At 70.7% G+C, this 18,943-nt stretch carries 13 protein-coding genes; 3 read left to right on the top strand and 10 right to left on the bottom strand.

Annotated features, from left to right (window positions below; translation table 11 throughout):
• Positions 1–58: 58 nt before the first annotated feature.
• The 3 genes from ACGFT2_RS26260 to ACGFT2_RS26250 form a co-directional block, all read right to left on the bottom strand.
• Positions 59–964, bottom strand: a complete 906-nt coding sequence (locus ACGFT2_RS26260; RefSeq protein WP_393282370.1) for an ADP-ribosylglycohydrolase family protein — start codon at positions 962–964, stop codon at positions 59–61.
• 12 nt (positions 965–976) lie between these two features.
• The gene (locus ACGFT2_RS26255) at positions 977–1,636 is read right to left on the bottom strand and encodes a histidine phosphatase family protein (protein WP_393282367.1); all 660 of its coding nucleotides are present in this window, start codon (positions 1,634–1,636) and stop codon (positions 977–979) included.
• A 153-nt stretch (positions 1,637–1,789) separates the two neighbouring features.
• Complete coding sequence (locus tag ACGFT2_RS26250) at positions 1,790–2,395, bottom strand: YdbC family protein (RefSeq protein WP_393282364.1); 606 nt, start codon at positions 2,393–2,395, stop codon at positions 1,790–1,792.
• Between the two features lie 150 nt (positions 2,396–2,545).
• Between ACGFT2_RS26250 and ACGFT2_RS26245 the strand changes: the two genes are divergently transcribed.
• The gene (locus tag ACGFT2_RS26245; RefSeq protein ID WP_393282361.1) at positions 2,546–3,079 is read left to right on the top strand and encodes a TerD family protein; all 534 of its coding nucleotides are present in this window, start codon (positions 2,546–2,548) and stop codon (positions 3,077–3,079) included.
• Positions 3,080–3,184: 105 nt separating this feature from the next.
• Here the strand turns inward: ACGFT2_RS26245 and ACGFT2_RS26240 are convergent, their stop codons facing one another.
• Entirely contained in the window at positions 3,185–6,082 is a 2,898-nt protein-coding gene (locus tag ACGFT2_RS26240) for a vitamin B12-dependent ribonucleotide reductase (RefSeq protein WP_393282359.1), read from the bottom strand.
• Positions 6,083–6,246: 164 nt separating this feature from the next.
• Positions 6,247–6,798, bottom strand: coding sequence for a transcriptional regulator NrdR (gene nrdR / locus ACGFT2_RS26235; protein WP_393282357.1), 552 nt, complete (start codon positions 6,796–6,798; stop codon positions 6,247–6,249).
• Between the two features lie 562 nt (positions 6,799–7,360).
• Here nrdR and lexA point away from each other — a divergent pair.
• Entirely contained in the window at positions 7,361–8,140 is a 780-nt protein-coding gene (gene lexA, locus ACGFT2_RS26230; RefSeq protein WP_030750750.1) for a transcriptional repressor LexA, read from the top strand.
• A gap of 273 nt (positions 8,141–8,413) precedes the next feature.
• Here the strand turns inward: lexA and ACGFT2_RS26225 are convergent, their stop codons facing one another.
• From ACGFT2_RS26225 to ACGFT2_RS26210, 4 genes are all read right to left on the bottom strand, one after another.
• Complete coding sequence (locus ACGFT2_RS26225; RefSeq protein WP_393282354.1) at positions 8,414–10,435, bottom strand: ATP-dependent DNA helicase; 2,022 nt, start codon at positions 10,433–10,435, stop codon at positions 8,414–8,416.
• Between the two features lie 368 nt (positions 10,436–10,803).
• Entirely contained in the window at positions 10,804–11,571 is a 768-nt protein-coding gene (locus tag ACGFT2_RS26220) for a GNAT family N-acetyltransferase (protein WP_393282351.1), read from the bottom strand.
• A gap of 229 nt (positions 11,572–11,800) precedes the next feature.
• Positions 11,801–13,756 carry an IucA/IucC family protein gene (locus ACGFT2_RS26215; protein ID WP_393282859.1) on the bottom strand — a complete coding sequence of 652 codons (1,956 nt, stop codon included), beginning with the start codon at positions 13,754–13,756 and terminating at the stop codon, positions 11,801–11,803.
• 341 nt (positions 13,757–14,097) lie between these two features.
• The gene (locus ACGFT2_RS26210; RefSeq protein WP_393282856.1) at positions 14,098–15,651 is read right to left on the bottom strand and encodes a diaminobutyrate--2-oxoglutarate transaminase family protein; all 1,554 of its coding nucleotides are present in this window, start codon (positions 15,649–15,651) and stop codon (positions 14,098–14,100) included.
• Positions 15,652–16,051: 400 nt separating this feature from the next.
• On the opposite strand from ACGFT2_RS26210, the gene ACGFT2_RS26205 reads away from it, so the two are divergent.
• Complete coding sequence (locus ACGFT2_RS26205; RefSeq protein ID WP_393282348.1) at positions 16,052–17,275, top strand: trypsin-like serine peptidase; 1,224 nt, start codon at positions 16,052–16,054, stop codon at positions 17,273–17,275.
• Positions 17,276–17,345: 70 nt separating this feature from the next.
• Here the strand turns inward: ACGFT2_RS26205 and hflX are convergent, their stop codons facing one another.
• Positions 17,346–18,836 carry a GTPase HflX gene (gene hflX, locus ACGFT2_RS26200; protein WP_393282345.1) on the bottom strand — a complete coding sequence of 497 codons (1,491 nt, stop codon included), beginning with the start codon at positions 18,834–18,836 and terminating at the stop codon, positions 17,346–17,348.
• Positions 18,837–18,943: the final 107 nt, after the last annotated feature.

The following is an 18,943-nucleotide window of genomic DNA, read 5'->3' as shown; positions in this document are numbered from 1 at the left end:
GGGACGGGCCGCCTCCGGTGCGGTGAGCGACCCGAGGGGGCCACGCCGTTCCGGCCCGTCAGAGGGCCGTGGGTACCCAGGCCGGGAGTGCCTCGGTGCGGTCGGCCCACTCCGCGGGCGGTGCGCCCGCCTTGCCGGACGCCAGGACGCCGCCCACGATGGCGCAGGTCGTGTCGACGTCCCCGCCCACTTGGGCGGTCGTCCAGAACGCCGTCTCGAAGTCACCGAGGCTCCGCGCCGCGGACCAGAGGGCGAAGGGCACGGTGTCGTGGGCGGTGGTGCGCCGCCCGCAGCCCAGGACGGCCGCAACGGTGGCCGCATCGCCGTAGTCGAGCATGTCGCGGGCACGGCGGAGCCCCTGTCCGACGGCGCTCTTCGGCACCAGGGCGATGACCCCGTCCAGGAGTGCCTCCGGGCCGGGTGGGCCGCCCGGCGAGCCGGCCAGCGCCGCGGCCGCGGCCACGGCCATGGCCCCGACCACGGCCTCCCGGTGCTGGTGCGTGGGATAGGCCGAGATCTCGGCCTGGTGGGTGGCCTGCTCCGGGTCGTCCGCGTACCAGGCGCCCAGGGGCGCGATGCGCATCGCCGCACCGTTGCCCCACGACCCCTGTCCGTTGAAGAGGGCGGCGGCCAGCTCGCGCCAGTCCCCGCCTTCCCGGACGAGTCGCAGCAGTCGGTTGACCGCAGGACCGTAGCCCCGGTCGAAGTCGTGGTGCTCGGCGAAGGAGCGGGCCAGCGCATCCTGGTCGACACGCTGGTGGGAGGCGAGAACGGCGACCACGGAGCAGGCCATCTCCGTGTCGTCCGTCCACTGCCAGGGACCTGCGGGCAGCTCGCGCCGCTGCAGCAGGGGGTAGTTCGCCGGCACGAAGTACTGGGAGCCAAGGGCGTCGCCCGCGGCCAGTCCGCGCAGGCTCGCCAAGGCGCGCTCCAGGCGCCCGGGAGGAGTGGAGTCAGCGGTCATCGCCCTGCCACTCTATCCGGTGACCCAGTTCGGCACCGGCTCGCGCCAGCGCTCGAAGGGCCGGTCGAGTGTGTACTTGCCGTCCTCACCCAGAACGAGCATCCGCACCTCGGCGTTCCCCGGATTCGACAGCGACTCGAATTCGGCGACCGTCCAGTGGAACCAGCGCATGCAGAACAGCCGCATCGCCAGGCCGTGTGTCACCAGGAGCACGTTCGGCGGGTGGTCCGGGGCCTCGAAGCTGCGGTACAGGCTCTCCAGGAAGCCGCCGACCCGGTCGTACACGTCGGCGCCGGACTCCCCCTGGGGGAACCTGAAGAAGAAGTGGCCGTAGGCGTCGCGGTAGGCCTTCTGCAGACGTACGTCGTCGCGGTCCTGCCAGTTGCCCCAGTCCTGCTCGCGCAGCCTCGGCTCCTCGCGCACACGTATGAGATCGGGGTCGAGGTGGAAGGCGCGGAGGGTTTCGTGCGTACGCCGGTACGGGGACACGTACACGCTGACGGGTTCCCGGCCGAAGAGATCCCTGAGCCCCTTGCCGGTCTCCTCGGCCTGCCGCCGGCCGCGCTCGGTCAGCCCGAGCGCATGGTCGGGCTCCCGTTCGTACACGGAGTCGTCGACGTTGCCGGTCGACTCGCCGTGCCGGACAAGGACGATGCGCCGTGGTCGTGCCATGCGGAAACCCTAGATCGAGCGGGGGAAAGTCGAGCACTCGTACGGGCCTCATACGGCGTAGGTCACACGATTTCCCTGTTCCGAAGGCTTGATCGAGACGCACGCCACATATTCGAGGGGGTGCATTTGGTTTTCAAACCGTCCCGGGCGGGCTCAGACCGTCCAGGACGGCTCCATCTCCACGATGTCACCCGACAGCGCCGCGACGTCCGCCTCCGTCTGGGCGCGCAGGGCCAGACGCTCCACGCGCTCGGTGCGGTACTTTCCGTGCTCGGCGGCCGCCCGCCACATCGACAGGATCAGGAACTCCCGTTCGGGCGCCTCACCGAACATGCCACGGATCATGCCCGGCGAACCGGCCATCGCCGGGTTCCAGACCTTCTCCTGCATGAGCATGAAGTGCTCGACGCGTTCCTCGTGCACCCGGCACAGGGCCGCCCGGATCAGATCGGAGTCGGTGAACCGGGGCTCGAAGCCGGTCTTCACATCGAAGCGGTACTCGAAGAGCTTGACCTGGGAGTCCTTGAACGTGCCGGACTGCGCGGCCGCCAGGCGGTCGTGGGAACGGGCCATGAAGGAGTCGTAGAAGGCGCGGCTTTCCCAGAAGGCGAAGATGTGGGCCACCCCCTGCCGCTGCCGGCTCCAGCCTCCGCCCTGCCCCCGAAAACCCGGCTCCCCCGGAAGCCCCGCCCATTTCCGCTGCCCCCGCTCGAACCCGCGGCGGTCGACCACGGTGCAGCGAATCCACTTGACCAGCACCGCGCCATCGTACGGCCAGCGGGCGTGGCGTCGGCCACGCTCCGGCGGAGATCGCCCGCGCGTGCGCCCCCTCGCGCGTGGCACGATGGACAAGCAGCCCTGACTTCAGAGGAGTTGGGGCGAGTAACCTCAGGGGGAAGGGAAGGCCTGGTGACCGGCTTCAGCAAGGGGAACCGCAAGATCGAGGTCGCGCTCAAGTGGGATCCCAGCCCGGCGGATCAGCCGGCCACCGACCTCGATATCCTCGCGGCCACCTTCGAATCAGCGGACCCTTATGGGACCCCGGCCTATCTGGTGCACTTCGACAGCCGCTCGCCGGACGGGACGATCTTCCTCAACCGGGACAGCACGGACGGCAAGGGCTTCGGGTGGGACGAGGTCATGACGCTCGAACTGGACCGCCTCGGTGACCGCTACGCGCGCGTGGTGGTGGGGGTCGTCATCCAACAGCAGCTCGCGCCCAGGACGTTCGAACACGTCCTGAATCCGGCCATGCGGGTCCGGGAGGGCTACACCGTCCTCGCCGAGGACGAGTTCGATTCGGTGCCCGGGGCGACGGCCGCCACGATCGCGGAGTTCGAACGCGACGGCTCCGGCGAGTGGATCTTCCGTCCCGGTGTGCACGGTTTCGTGGAGGACCCCGCGACGTTCACCCGGGTCATGGGCAGGCGGCACCGGCCCTGACGCCCGCGCACACCACTGACTGAGGGCCACCGGCCCTGACGCCCGCGCACACGGCTGAGGGGCGCCGGCCAGGCCGGCGCCCCTCAGCTCGTCAACCGCGCGTGATCAGCTGCAGCCGCTGGTCGAGCCGCAGCCCTCGCAGATGTAGCAGGAACCGGCCCGCTGCATCTTCGTGCCGCAGGAGAAGCACAGCGGGGCGTCGGCCTGGATGCCCATCTGCATCTCCACCAGCTCGGCGCTGGTGTGCGCCTGCTTCGGGGCCGGCTTGGCCACCTCCGACTCCGCCTTCGGCGTGGCCACCGCCTTCAGCTCCTGGGCCCGCGGCGCCGACTGGGCCAGGCCCTCGACGTCGACCTCGTCGTCGGACGGCTCGTACGAGCCCGTCTCCAGGTGACGCTGGCGCTCCTCGGCGGAGTGGATGCCGAGCGCCGAGCGCGTCTCGAAGGGCAGGAAGTCCAGCGCCAGGCGGCGGAAGATGTAGTCGACGATCGACTGCGCCATCCGCACGTCCGGGTCGTCGGTCATGCCGGCCGGCTCGAAGCGCATGTTGGTGAACTTCGAGACGTACGTCTCCAGCGGCACGCCGTACTGCAGACCGACCGAGACGGCGATGGAGAAGGCGTCCATCATGCCCGCGAGGGTCGAGCCCTGCTTCGACATCTTCAGGAAGACCTCGCCGAGACCGTCGTCCGGGTAGGAGTTGGCGGTCATGTAACCCTCGGCGCCGCCGACGGTGAAGGACGTGGTGATGCCGGGACGGCCCTTGGGCAGACGCTTGCGGACCGGGCGGTACTCGACCACCTTCTCGACCGCGGCACGGATCGTGCCCTCGGTCTTCTCGGTGATCTCGGCCTTCTCCTCCTCCTTCTTCTTGGCGGAGAGGGGCTGGCCCACCTTGCAGTTGTCGCGGTAGATCGCGAGCGCCTTGACGCCGAGCTTCCAGGCCTCGAAGTAGATCTCCTCGATCTCCTCGACGGTCGCCGTCTCCGGCATGTTGACCGTCTTGGAGATGGCGCCGGAGATCCAGGGCTGGATCGCGGCCATCATGCGGACGTGGCCCATCGGGGAGATGGCGCGCTCGCCCATGGCGCAGTCGAACACCTCGTAGTGCTCGGGCTTGAGGCCGGGGGCGTCGATGACATTGCCGTTGTCGGCGATGTGGGCGACGATCGCCTCGATCTGCTCCTCCTGGTAGCCCAGGCGGCGCAGGGCCTGCGGGACGGTGCCGTTGACGATCTGCATCGAGCCGCCGCCGACCAGCTTCTTGAACTTGACCAGGGCGAGGTCGGGCTCGACACCGGTCGTGTCGCAGGACATCGCGAGACCGATGGTGCCGGTCGGCGCGAGCACGGACGCCTGGGAGTTACGGAAACCGTTCTTCTCGCCGAGCCGCACCACGTCCTGCCAGGCCTCCGTGGCGGCGGCCCACACCGGGGAGTCCAGGTCGTCCATCCGCACGGCCGTGCCGTTGGCGTCGGCGTGCTGCGCCATGACGCGCTTGTGGGCGTCGGCGTTGCGGGCGTAGCCGTCGTAGGTGCCGACGACGGCTGCCAGCTCGGCGGAGCGGCGGTAGGCCGTGCCGGTCATCAGAGACGTGATGGCACCGGCCAGAGCGCGGCCGCCGTCGGAGTCGTAGGCGTGACCGGTGGCCATCAGCAGGGCGCCGAGGTTGGCGTAGCCGATGCCGAGCTGGCGGAACGCGCGCGTGTTCTCGCCGATCTTCTGGGTCGGGAAGTCGGCGAAGCAGATGGAGATGTCCATCGCGGTGATGACCAGCTCGACGACCTTCTGGAAACGGTCGGCCTCGAAGGACTGGTGGCCCTTGCCGTCGTCCTTGAGGAACTTCATCAAGTTCAGCGAGGCCAGGTTGCAGGACGTGTTGTCCAGGTGCATGTACTCGCTGCACGGGTTCGACGCGGTGATCCGGCCGGACTCGGGGCAGGTGTGCCAGTGGTTGATGGTGTCGTCGTACTGGATGCCCGGGTCGGCGCAGGCCCAGGCCGCCTCCGCCATCTTGCGGAAGAGCGACTTGGCGTCGACCTCCTCGATGACCTCACCGGTCATCCGCGCACGCAGCCCGAAGTCGCCGCCCTGCTCGACCGCCTTCATGAACTCGTCGTTCACGCGGACCGAGTTGTTGGCGTTCTGGTACTGGACGGACGTGATGTCGTCGCCGCCCAGGTCCATGTCGAAGCCCGCGTCGCGCAGGGCGCGGATCTTCTGCTCCTCCTTGACCTTGGTCTCGATGAAGTCCTCGATGTCGGGGTGATCGACGTCGAGCACGACCATCTTGGCGGCGCGGCGGGTGGCGCCACCGGACTTGATGGTGCCGGCGGAGGCGTCGGCGCCGCGCATGAAGGAGACCGGGCCGGAGGCGTTGCCGCCGGAGGAGAGCAGCTCCTTGGAGGAGCGGATGCGGGAGAGGTTCAGGCCGGCGCCGGAGCCGCCCTTGAAGATCATGCCCTCTTCCTTGTACCAGTCGAGGATCGACTCCATGGAGTCGTCGACGGACAGGATGAAGCAGGCGGAGACCTGCTGGGGCTGCGGGGTCCCGACGTTGAACCAGACCGGGCTGTTGAAGCTGAAGACCTGGTGCAGGAGGGCGTAGGCCAGCTCGTGCTCGAAGATCTCGGCGTCGGCGGGCGAGGCGAAGTACCTGTGGTCCTCGCCGGCCTTCCGGTACGTCTTCACGATGCGGTCGATCAGCTGCCTCAGGCTGACCTCACGCTGCGGGGTGCCCACGGCGCCCCGGAAGTACTTGCTGGTGACGATGTTGACCGCGTTCACCGACCAGAAGTCGGGGAATTCGACGCCACGCTGCTCGAAGTTGACCGAGCCGTCGCGCCAGTTGGTCATGACGACGTCACGGCGCTCCCAGGCGACCTCGTCGTACGGGTGTACGCCGGGGGTGGTGTGGATGCGCTCGATGTGCAGCCCCTTGCTCCCCGCCTTGCCGCCCTTGGCGCGGGAACCTCGTGCCGGACCGCTCGCCGTCTCTGTCATGCCGCCTCCCTGTACGGGCGAAAACGCCCTGAAGTGCCCCGTTTGTTCCCGTGGCACGGTGTGCTGTCTTGTGTTGCGGGCTCGCTCAGATGCCGCCCGCAACAGGTCTTCGGTCGCCGTCCGACGGCCGGACCCGGATCTCCTCCCGGATCCCGGCCCACCGGTCAGTCGGCGGCGTGGGCGGGCACGGGGACCTGAGTGGTCCCGCCGCGCCCGCGGTCGTCTTCCTGGCTCCCCGCTCCCGCGCCACCGCCGTCCGCGGCGCGGTCCCGCGTCGCCTCCCGCAGTTCCGCGATGGCCGCCTCGAAGTCCTCGAGCGAGTCGAAAGCCCGGTAGACGGAGGCGAATCGCAGATATGCGACGAGGTCCAGCTCCTGCAACGGGCCGAGTATGGCCAGACCCACGTCGTGGGTGGTCAGCTCGGCGCTTCCGGTGGCCCGCACCGCCTCCTCGACCCGCTGGCCGAGCTGGGCGAGTGCGTCCTCGGTGACAGGCCGCCCCTGGCATGCCTTGCGCACGCCGTTGATGACCTTGGTACGGCTGAAAGGCTCGGTGACCCCGGACCGCTTCACCACCATGAGCGAGCACGTCTCCACGGTCGTGAAACGACGGGAGCAGTCGGGGCACTGGCGGCGCCTGCGGATCGACGTGCCGTCGTCGGTCGTACGACTGTCGACCACACGGCTGTCGGGGTGCCTGCAGAAGGGGCAGTGCATGATCTCCAACCCTCCTCACAGCAGACTCAAAGGCCTCGCCAGACCCCATGAGTCCCGCGAAGCAGCCCTAAGCATAGGCGATCGCTGAACCGTCCGAGACCCGGGGGACCACAACTTGTGGGCTGCTGTAGCCATCCAACCACTAGATGTGGGGATTGGCTCATACACAGAGAAAGACTCGCGTGTCGCGAGAAGTGACGGACCGCGACCGCCGGGGGGGATCCACCCGAACGCGCGGACGCACGTCGCATCACCGTGGCGCTTACGGAGATACCGTGGGCGCCGAACGGAGGACACGTGGGACTCCGGCACAGAAGGCCCCCAGGCCCCGGCAGGCCGGGTTCCGGATGGCAGACTGGGGTCGCGGCCCAGCAGGTCGGCGAGCCCGGCGGTGAAGAGTACAACAATGGGCAGTTTTGTCCGTCAGGTACCGCGTCGGCCATACACCCACACGCTTGAGTGCGACAGGTGAATCGCACTTTTTCACTCGAACGTGTGTTTGGCGCAACCTTTCGAAAGCAACTACCGTTGTGCAGCAGGGAGACCATCGAGAGGGGCCGACGTGACCACCACCGCAGACAGTGCCACCATCACTGCCCAGGACCGCTCCCAGGGCCGAGTCGAGCCGGTACACGCGATGAACGAAGCCACGAATCCCGAAGGACATAAGCGCTCCCTACCCGGGCGACCTCCAGGCATCCGGGCGGACAGTTCCGGACTCACCGACCGGCAGCGCCGGGTGATCGAGGTCATCCGGGACTCCGTACAGCGGCGGGGCTACCCGCCGTCGATGCGCGAGATCGGTCAGGCCGTCGGCCTCTCCAGCACCTCCTCGGTCGCCCACCAGCTGATGGCACTGGAGCGCAAGGGCTTCCTCCGCCGCGACCCGCACCGCCCGCGGGCGTACGAGGTGCGTGGTTCCGATCAGGCCGTGACCGTGCAGCCCACGGACACCGCCGGCAAGCCCGCCGCGTCGTACGTCCCGCTCGTGGGCCGCATCGCCGCCGGTGGCCCGATCCTCGCGGAGGAGTCCGTCGAGGATGTCTTCCCCCTCCCCCGCCAGCTCGTCGGCGACGGCGAGCTGTTCGTCCTGAAGGTCGTCGGCGACTCCATGATCGAGGCCGCGATCTGCGACGGTGACTGGGTGACCGTCCGCCGTCAGCCGGTCGCCGAGAACGGCGACATCGTCGCCGCCATGCTCGACGGCGAAGCCACTGTCAAGCGCTTCAAGCGCGAGGACGGCCATGTGTGGCTCCTCCCGCACAACGCGGCCTACGAGCCGATCCCCGGTGACGACGCGACCATCCTCGGCAAGGTCGTCGCCGTGCTGCGGCGAGTGTGACGGCTGCGACGAGCGGGTCGGCCGACCCGCTCCCTGACCGGGCCCCGGGACCCCTGCGCCGGTTCCGGGGCCCTGCTATGTCCGCTGGGACCTCTGTATCTCGCCGCCTCCCCGCAGCTGAGACTGGATGAGCGGGGTCCCGGAGGGTGGCGCGGCGCGGGGGCGGTCGCCTGAGCGGAGGCAGCGCGGGCGTGGTGCTCCGAGCAGTGGAGTCGCGGGGACGCCGGCCTGACCTGTGCCGGTCAGGCCGTTTTGCCTTCACTTCTCCACCGGCTACTCCGCCACGGCCTGCTCCGCCACGGCCTGCTCCACCACGGCCTGCTCCGCCTCGGTCTGCTTGGCCTTCGCGTCGATCGCCGCCAGGGACTTGCGGACCTGGTTACGGTCCGTCGTGTACCAGAAGTCGGGCAGTGACGTCTTGAGGTAGCCGCCGTAACGTGCCGTGGCCAGCCGCTGATCGAGCACGGCGACCACGCCCCGGTCCCCGGACGCACGGACGAGGCGGCCGGCGCCCTGAGCCATCAGCAGGGCAGCGTGAGTGGCGGCCACCGCCATGAAGCCGTTGCCGCCGGCGTCCTCCACCGCCTTCTGCCGCGCGCTCATCAGCGGATCGTCGGGGCGCGGGAACGGGATCTTGTCCATGACGACCAGCTGACAGCTGGGCCCCGGGACGTCGACCCCCTGCCACAGCGACAGCGTGCCGAAGAGACAGGTCTGCGGGTCGGCCGCGAAGTTCTTGATCAGCTCTCCGAGTGTCTCCTCACCCTGCAACAGGATCGGGAACTCCGGGATGCGCGAGCGAAGCTCCTCCGCGGCGAGCTGGGCGGCCCGCATCGACGAGAACAACCCGAGAGTACGGCCGCCTGCCGCCTGGATCAGCTCGGTCAGTTCGTCGAGCATGTCGGTGCGCTCGCCGTCGCGCGCGGGGCGCGCCAGATGCTTGGCGACGTAGAGGATGCCCTGCCTGCGGTAGTCGAAGGGCGAGCCCACGTCGACGCCCTTCCACTGCGGCAGGTCCTCGCCCTCCACGCCCTCGGGCGCGAGGCCGAGGGAGGCGCCGACGCCGTTGAAGTCCCCACCCAGTCTGAGGGTCGCGGAGGTCAGGACGACGCTGCGGTCCGCGAAGAGCTTCTCCCTGAGAAGTCCCGAGACGGACATGGGGGCGACTCGCAGGGAGGCGCCGAAGCGGTCGTGCCGCTCGTACCAGACGACGTCCCACTCCGAGCCGTTCGCGACCCGCTCCGCCACGTCGTGCACCGTCTCCACCGAGGCCAGCGCCTGCTTACGGACGGCGTCCTCGTCCTGGACGGACTTGTCGCGGGTGGTACCGATCGCGGAGATGACCGTGCGCGCGGCGTCCCGCAGGGCCATGAGGGCATAGGCGAGATCCTCCGGGATCTCCTCGAGACGGCCCGGCAGGGCCAGCTCCATCAGGCGCTCGAAGCCCTCGGCGGCGGTCTGGAGCTGGTCGGCGGCCTTCTCGCTGACGAGCTTGGCGGCCCGGCGCACCGCGCGGTTGACCTGGCCGGGCGTGAGTTCGCCCGTGGCGACGCCGGTGACCCGGGAGACGAGCTCGTGCGCCTCGTCCACGATCAGCACCTCGTGCTGGGGCAGCACCGGGGCACCCTCGATGGCGTCGATGGCCAGCAGCGCGTGATTGGTGACCACGACTTCGGCGAGCTTGGCGCGCTCGCGGGCCATCTCCGCGAAACACTCGGCGCCGTACGCGCACTTCGACGCACCCAGGCACTCGCGGGACGACACCGACACCTGCGCCCAGGCGCGGTCGGAGACGCCCGGGGTGAGATTGTCCCGGTCACCGGTCTCGGTCTCGTCCGCCCAGTCCCGCAGCCGCAGCAGGTCCTGGCCCAGTTTGCTGGTGGGCGCCGCGGCCTCGAACTGGTCGAAGAGGCCGTCCTCCTCGTCCTGCGGCATGCCCTCGTGCAGGCGGTGCAGGCACAGGTAGTTGGACCGGCCCTTGAGCATTGCGAACTCCGGGCGGCGGCGCAGCAGCGGATGCAGGGCGTCGACCGTGCGGGGCAGGTCCCGTTCCACGAGCTGGCGCTGCAGTGCGAGCGTGGCCGTGGCGACGATCACCCGTTCTCCGTGCGCGAGCGCGGGCACGAGATAGCCCAGCGACTTACCGGTGCCGGTGCCGGCCTGGACCAGCAGGTGGGATCCGTCGTCGATCGCCGCGGCGACCGCTTCGGCCATGGTGACCTGGCCGGGGCGCTCCGTGCCGCCGACGGCGGCGACGGCGGCATGCAGGAGTTCGGGGAGTGAGGGCTTCGTCATAGCCCGACCACCCTACGACCCGGCACTGACAAACGGACGGTCACGGCGGAGTCCGAGGGGCTCCCGGCGGAAGCCGGGGCAGGCCCCGAGCCGGTGACCGGCCCGATCCGGGGACCGCCATCGGGCGGGATTCCGCAGGCCGGACGGCCGGAAAAGGCGACGGAACGGGTGAGCGGCCCGGTTCAGCGCCCGCCGACGGGTGGGATCGCGCAGAGCGGAGGAGAGGAGACGACATCCGCACGAGTGAAGACGACTGCGGGACCGGCACCCCGCATCGGGCGCTGCGGCCCCTCCCCGCTTTTTTCGCCGGCACGGGAACACCGCACCCCCGCCGTTCGTACTCACTGTGAGCGCGACAGCACGTTGCGCTACAGAACATCGCGCAGGACCCGGTCCCGGATCATGAGCGCGGCCCGCTTGTCGGGCAGCTCGATCTCGTCCGCGTACCGGAAGCCGGCGCTCAGGAAGGCGGAGATGGAGGGGGTGTTGCGCAGATCGGGTTCCGCCACTACTCGCGCGCAGGCGGGGCGCCGGTCGAGGACGAGATCGGCCACGACTTTGAGCAGGACGGATCCAAGGCCTCGTGCGCGGTCCGCGGCATCGCCGACGAGGAGGTGGATGCCGGTGTCATGGGGCCGGGCCGGATAGTGCCGGGCCAGCGGGTCGAGGTCGGCCCGGTAGATCTCCCAGTAGCTCATCGGGGTGCCGTCCAGCGCCCCCAGGCACGGCACGCTGCGCCCGTCGCCGTCGAGTTGAGCCCGCAGATGGTCCTCCGCCCGTTCCCTGGGCCCGGCCAGCTCCCAGAATTCCGCGACGGCGGGCTCGTTCATCCAGCCGTGGATCAGTGGCAGGTCACGCTCGGCACGTACGGGCACCAGGTGGAAGGAGCCGACAGGGGTGGCGACCGGCCCCCATGTGTGGAGACGGTCGAGGAGGTCGGCCGTCCCCACGGTGAAGAGAGCGAGGTACTCGGAGGGGAGGTGCAGCTCCAGCGTGTCCTCGCTGTCGGCGTCGTCGTCCACGACGGTGAACTCGCTGAACAGGGCGTCCCGGGTGCCGCCGTTGTCCGCGCGGGGGCCGGTGTGGGCCGGGCGGGCAGGGGCGGGACCGGGGGTGTTCGCGTCGGCGGGAGACATGGTGCGCTCCTCTCAGGAGATGGGCTCGGTCATGGTCCTCGGAGATACGGGACGGGTGGGTGGAGGGCCGCTTCGGAACAGGCCCGGGAAACGGCTACCGGCCCGGGCGTTGGGAACCGGCAGGGATCGGAGGCAGGCCCGGGCGTCAGTGTCGGGACGGGGACTGCGGACAGGCAGGCCTCGGGACCGAGGCAGGGGTATCGGACATGCGCGTGCGTCGGGAACAGGGTCAGGAGTGAAGGGGGTTGGCGATGGTGACGTAGACGGACTGGGTTTCGACCGGGCCGACGAGTTCGTCGAGGCCCCGCAGCCGGGTCAGCAGGTTGGCCTTGCAGCGCAGGACGGTCGAGTCGAGCAGTCGGCCGGGCAGGGGGGTGCGCAGAGCGCCGGGGCCCGAGGCGAGACCGGTGAGGAAGCGACGGAAGGCCGCGAGGAGCAGCCGCTCGTCGGCCAGGCGCTGGGAGCCGAAGGCACCGATCAGGCCGAGCACGTTGTTGACGGCGAGGTAGTAGGCGAAGCGTTCGTCGGCGACCCCGTCGCAGACGAACGTGTCGCTGCGCTCGCCGATGCCGGGCAGCCAGGCGGCCAGTTCGGCGCGTCGGGACTCGCGGAAGTAGAACCCCTGGTTGTCGCGGTAGCGGCCGCCGGAGGGCCAGCCGTCGCCGTCGAGCAGGACCAGGGTGTTCTGCTGGTGGGCTTCGAGGGCGATGCCGGCCTCGCCGTCGAGCCAGAGCACGGGACGGACGACCTGCTCCAGATACCGCAGGAACCACTCCGCGGCGACGGCCCCGATGGGCCGGCCGGTGCGGGCGGCGAGTCGCGCCAGGATCTGGGCGAGTCGGGACCGCATGGCCCGTGCGGCCTGCCGGGGCGAGAGGTCGGGATCCGGTCCGGGCAGGGGCCGGGGAGAGACGAGTCCGGCGACGCAGCCGACGTCGTCGGCCGGGGTGAACGGATTGTGTCTGATCATCACGTCCAGTCCGGGGACCGGCAGCCCGTCCGGACCGTCGACGGCCAGCCAGGCGGGGTCGCGGACGACGTCGAAGCCGGGGTGTACAGCCTGCCACCGCCGGGACAGCCCGGTGCGCAGCAGCCGGTGCACCTCGACCCCGCGGTGGAGTTCCTTGCGCAGGTTCTCCCGGCGGGAGTTGGTGATGCGCAGACCGAGCGACAGCTTGAGCATCGCGGGCGCCCCGGGCCGGTGGACGGTGCGCACGGACGACGTGGGGTGCCAGGGGGCCCCGGCGGGTCCGAGATCGCACAGCAGGCCGGCGTCGAGGAGGGCGGCGACGGATTCGCGGTGCCGCACCTCGCGCATCTGCCAGGGGTGGAGCGGCAGGGCGGCGTATCCGTCGGGCAGAGGAAGTGCGGTTCCCGCGAGGCGTCGGGTGAGGTGGCCGGCGGGGACGGGTCGGCCCCGCTCGGTCCAGGCCGAGTCGGTGGCGAGCAGAGAGGGGGCGACAGCCAGCCAGTGCAGGGGAAAGGAGCCGCGCAGCTCCGGTGAGTAGAGGCGGACTTCGAGATCCGTCAGGCCTTCGCGGCTCTTGGGTGCCGGATGCAGGGGGTGCCCGAGGAGAAGGGACTGCTCGGCGCTGAGGAAGAGGTCGGTGCCCTCGGCGGGGTCTGCGCGCCGGTCGCGGATGAAGGCCGTGGTGTGGCGCAGGGAGTCGGCGACCCTGGCCACGAGGTCGCCTCCGTCGCCGCGCGCGGCTGCGGCGGCGCCGGCTGTGGCTGTGGCTGCGAGGTCGCCGGCAGTGGTGTCGCCGGTAGTGGTGTCGCCGCCTGTGGTGTCGCCTGCTGCCGCGGCGTCTGCGGCTCCGGGTGCTGGGGCTGCGGTGGTGGTGCCGACCGGAGAGGCGCCTGAGCTGTGGGGGACGCGTCCCTGGGTGCCGGTGCTCTCGCCGGTGAGCGGTGCCGGGAGGGTGACGACGTCGGAGGGAGGGGTGTTCTTCGGCGCGGCCTCCCTGGCCAGTAGCGCGGCGAGGGTGACGGCGTCCGTCGGCGGGGCGTCCTCGGGAGCGCCGGTGAAACGTGCGGGTCCGAAGCGGTGCCACCCCGTCGGGGACCAGTAGCGGATCGGGACGGTCAGGGAGGTGCCGCTGGCGGGCAGGGGGATGTAGAGGATGCCGGTCGCGGGGACGGGGAGGTCGGTCTCGCGCACCCAGCAGCGCAGCAGGTTGTCCATGGCGGCGGCCTGGGCCGCGATGCCGGGGACGGGGTCGTTCAGCGGGTCGGCGCCGGTATCCGTCGGTCGTGCCGGTGCCACGCTGCGTCTCTTCTGCTGGGGAAGGGCGTCGGCGAGCGGTACGGGAGAGTTCGCAGCGGGGTCTCCCTGTTCGTCGGGGGCGCCGGAGCGGCCGTCGGGAGTGGGTGTGTCGTTCATGCCGATTCCTGGGGCTGGGGCGGGATGGTGGCGCCGTTTCCGCCGTCCGCTCGGCGCCGGTCCCTCGGGGCAGAGGCCGCCCGGGCGGGATGCTGGGCGCGGCGTCCGCGGGAGCGGCCCGACGTGCGAGATGGCGAAAGGGCTCAGCCGGAGCGCTGGACAGGGCCGTTGTGTCGGCGGCGGTGTGCGCCGTGGTGCAGGTGGTCGCGGGCCACCGCTGCCACCGCGTCCGTCAGGCGGTCGAGGACCGCGGCCGCCTGCTCGTCACTGAGCGTAAGAGGAGGAAGCAGCCGGACCACGGCCTCATGGCGGCCACCGAGTTCGACGATCAGCCCCCGCTGGAGGCACGCCCGCTGGACGGCCGCGGCCAGATCGGGCGCGGCCGGGAGCGGGCCTGGTCCGGGCTGCGGGCCTGGTCCGGGCTGCGGACCTGGTCCGGGCTGCGGACCTGGTCCGGGCTGCGGGCAGCCCGGCGCCACACGCTCGTCGCCGTCGGCCGGCGCCCCGCTGAAGGCCGACCCATCGAAAGCCGCTCCACCGAAAGCCGTCCCGCCGAAAGCCGTCCCCGCTGCCTCCGGTTCGACCAGTTCGACCCCGATCATCAACCCTCGTCCCCGCACCTCCCCGACGCAGGGCAGGTCGCCGATGGACCGTCTGAGTCGGGTCAGCATGCGGGAGCCGAGGTCGGCGGCCCGGGCGGCGAGGCCGTTCTCACGGACGTAGGCGAGGGTCGCGGTGCCGGCGGCCATGGCGAGCTGGTTGCCGCGGAAGGTGCCGGCGTGGGCGCCTGGTTCCCAGACGTCGAGATCGTCCCGGTAGACGATGACGGCGAGGGGCAGGCTGCCTCCGATGGCCTTGGACAGGACCATGACGTCGGGCGTGACGCCGCTGTGCTCGACGGCCCAGAAGGCACCGGTCCGGCCCACCCCGGTCTGGATCTCGTCGGCGACGAGCGGGACGGAACGGTCCTCCGTGAGCTTTCGCATGCGACGCAGCCAGTCGTCCGGAGCGGGGATCACCCCGCCCTCGCCCTGGACGGGTTCGAGGATCATCCCGGCGGGCAGCGGCACACCCGACTTCGGGTCGTCCAGGAGGGACTCGGTCCAGCGGGCGGCGAGTTCGGCGCCGTGTGGGCCGCCGATGCCGAAGGGGCAGCGGTAGTCCTGGGGGTAGGGCAGGCGGGTGACCTGGACATCCCGGGCGCCGCCGGAAACGGCGAGCGCGCCGGCGGTCATGCCGTGGTAGGCGCCGGTGAAGGCGAGGATGCCGGTGCGGCCGGTCGCCACCCGGACGAGCTTGAGGGCAGCCTCGACGGCGTCGGTGCCGGCCGGTCCGCAGAACTGCACCCGGGCACGGCCGGCGAGGCCGGACGGCAGCGTGCTGAACAGCTCGGTGATGAAGGCGTCCTTGACGGGAGTCGCGAGGTCGAGGACGGAGAGCGGAGCGCCTGAGGCGAGGAGCTTGTGGACGGCTTCCAGGACGACCGGGTGGTTATGGCCGAGCGCCAGCGTGCCCGCGCCGGACAGGCAGTCGAGGTAGCGGCGGCCGTCGGCGCCCTCGATGGTGAGCCCTCGGGCCCGGACCGGCACGATGGGCAGGGCCCGGGCGTAGGTGCGCGCCGAGGATTCGCGCGCCGACTGGCGTCTGAGGATCCCCTCGTGCGCGGCTCGGGCTTCCCCGTGCAGCCCACCGGCCATCGACTCCGTAACGGCCACGGCTCGTCGTCCTCCCCGCTGTTCGAAGGCGTGTCGGTCCCGGGGACCGGACGCAGGCAGCGGGCCCCCCACCGCTACAACCGTGGACCGGTCGTCGGGTTACGGGTCTCCTGGAGATCATTTGCCGGCGGTCCGCTGTTCCCGGTCCCTATGGGGCACCAGAGGTGAGTGCACGTCAAATCGGTCCATGTGCGGATGATTGGCCTGGTCAGACGGCTTGTAGCCGAACCGTTGCCGTTCCGGCGGAAGTCCCCCACAGCGAGCGCATAGTGTGTGATGCCGTTCCCAGAAGGTCGTGGGACCGGCATGAACTCCGCGGGAGTTCCGGGCCGGTGGCACGGCCGAAGCGCCGAGTTCCTTTACAGCAGGGGGAGTCAAGAGCATGCGATCCATACGGCCGTCGTTCACCGTTCGGCGAGGGAGGGGCAGCCGCCGCACCTCCCCCGCGCTGGCGGCGGTCGCCCTCGCATCGGCGCTGGCGCTGACCGCCACCGCCTGCAACGGCGACGACAACGCCGACGGCGAGCCGAGTGCCACCGCGACCGCGGCTGGCTCCGGCGACGGAAAGATCAGGATCCCGGACGACCTCAAGGAGAGGCTCAGGGAGCACGGGGTCGACATCGACAAGTGGAAGAACGGCGCCTGGAAGAACTGGAACAAGGACGACTGGCTGCGCGAGGCCAACGACTTCATCAACCCGATCATCAAGGGCCTGTGGGACCCGGACCGGATGCGGGACGCCGACGACCCGGACAAGGGCGTCGACGACAACGACATCTCCGGTGACCAGGGCGTCACGGACCCGACGCCGCAGCCGGTGAAGGCGCAGGCCGTCGCGCCGCCGTACCACACCAACGCGGCCGCCTCGGGCAAGCTGCTCTTCGACTCGCCCGAGGGCACCATGGTCTGCTCGGCGACGGTCGTGAAGGACCCCGCGCACCCGGGCAAGTCGAACCTGATCTGGACCGCCGGGCACTGCGTGCACGCGGGCAGGAAGGGCGGCTGGTACCGCAACATCGCCTTCGTGCCGTCGTACAACAACGCCGGCAGGTCGGCCGCGCAGCTGCAGGGCGCCAGCAGGTCCGAGGTCGCCCCGTACGGCGTGTGGTGGGCCGACGCGGCGCAGACCTCCCAGCAGTGGATCGACCAGGGCGGCGAGACCGGCGGCAACGGCGCCTCGTACGACTTCGCGGTGATTCACGTGACGCCGGAACAGGGCGGCGGTGGCAAGTCGCTGGAGGAGACGGTCGGCGGAGCGCTGCCGGTGAACTTCGACGCGCCCGCCGTGGCGAAGGTGCAGAGCATCACGGCGTCCGGCTACCCGGCGGCGGCCCCGTACGACGGCCAGCTGCTGTACCGGTGCCAGGACAAGCCGGGCCGGCTGTCCATCGAGAAGTCGGACCCGACGATGTACCGGATCGGCTGCACGATGACCGGTGGCTCCTCCGGCGGCGGCTGGGTGGAGACGGGCGCGGACGGCAAGCCGGCGCTGGTGTCCAACACGTCGATCGGCCCGGTGAGTTCGGGCTGGCTGGCCGGTCCCCGTCTGGGTGACGTGGCCAAGGGTGTGTACGACTCGGTCAGCAGGAAGTTCGCCGGGCGGTGAGACCACCCGCCCGGGTATGACGAAGGCCCGCCGCCCCCGGAGGGGTGGCGGGCCTTTCCGGTGCCGCGTGTCAGGCCGCGGAGGCCGGCGTGAAGGGCGCCAGGTCCGCCGCCAGCTCCTCGTGGACCCGGACCTTGAGCAGGGTGCCCTCCGCGGTGTGCTCCTCGGAGATCACCTCACCCTCGGTGTGGGCACGGGCGACGAGCTTGCCGTGGGTGTACGGCACGAGCGCCTCGACCTCGACCGAGGGACGCGGCAGCTCGTTGTCGATCAAGGCGAGCAGTTCCTCGATGCCCTGGCCCGTGCGGGCCGAGACGGCGATGGAGCGCTTCTCGACCCTGAGCAGCCGCTGGAGGACGAGCGGGTCGGCCGCGTCCGCCTTGTTGATCACGACGATCTCGGGCACGCCGGTGGCGCCGACGTCCCGGATCACCTCGCGTACGGCGGCGAGCTGCTCCTCCGGGACGGGGTGCGAGCCGTCCACCACGTGCACGATCAGGTCGGCGTCACCGACCTCCTCCATGGTGGAGCGGAACGCCTCGACCAGGTGGTGCGGAAGATGCCGGACGAAGCCGACGGTGTCGGCCAGCGTGTACAGCCGGCCGCTCGGGGTCTCCGCGCGGCGGACGGTCGGGTCCAGGGTCGCGAACAGGGCGTTCTCGACCAGGACACCGGCGCCCGTGAGGCGGTTGAGCAGGGAGGACTTGCCGGCGTTGGTGTAGCCCGCGATGGCGACGGACGGCACCTTGTTGCGTCGGCGCTCCTGGCGCTTGACCTCGCGGCCGGTCTTCATGTCCGCGATCTCCCGGCGCATCTTCGCCATCTTCTCGCGGATGCGGCGCCGGTCGGTCTCGATCTTGGTCTCACCGGGGCCACGCGTGGCGAGGCCGCCGCGACCGCCGCCCATCTGCCGGGACAGCGACTGACCCCAGCCGCGCAGTCGCGGCAGCATGTACTGCATCTGCGCGAGTGCGACCTGCGCCTTGCCCTCTCGGGACTTGGCGTGCTGGGCGAAGATGTCCAGGATCAGGGCCGTACGGTCGATGACCTTGACCTTGGCCACGTCCTCCAGCTGGATCAGCTGGCCCGGGCTCAGCTCACCGTCGCAGATGACGGTGTCCGCGCCCGTCTCGAGGACGATGTCCCGCAGCTCGGCGGCCTTGCCGGAGCCGATGTAGGTGGCCGCGTCGGGCTTGTCGCGGCGCTGGATGACGCCGTCGAGCACGAGGGCGCCGGCGGTCTCCGCGAGGGCGGCCAGCTCCGCGAGGGAGTTGTCCGCGTCCTGGGCGGTGCCGGTGGTCCACACGCCGACGAGCACGACCCGCTCCAGGCGGAGCTGGCGGTACTCGACCTCGGTGACGTCCTCCAGCTCGGTGGACAGCCCCACCACGCGGCGCAGGGCCGCACGCTCGGAGCGGTCGAACTGGTCTCCGTCCCGCTCGCCGTCGATCTTCTCGCTCCAGGCGACGTCCTCTTCCATCAGGGCATCGGCCCGAAGACCCTCGGGGTAGGCGTGCGCGAGGCGCTTGGTGTCCTGGGAAGGGGAAGAAGAGGAGGTCATTGGATCCTTACGTCGATGGAGTGCCGTTTCGGCGCCGGTGGTGCGGTCGGCGGGACCGCCTTACCGCGTTCAACGCACGAGTACCCCGGGAGATTCCCGTGTCCCGT

Source organism: Streptomyces sp. NPDC048514, from assembly GCF_043199955.1.
Lineage (GTDB): Bacteria > Actinomycetota > Actinomycetes > Streptomycetales > Streptomycetaceae > Streptomyces.
Note: the sequence above shows the minus strand (reverse complement) of the source record. Positions and strands in the feature narration are given on the sequence as shown.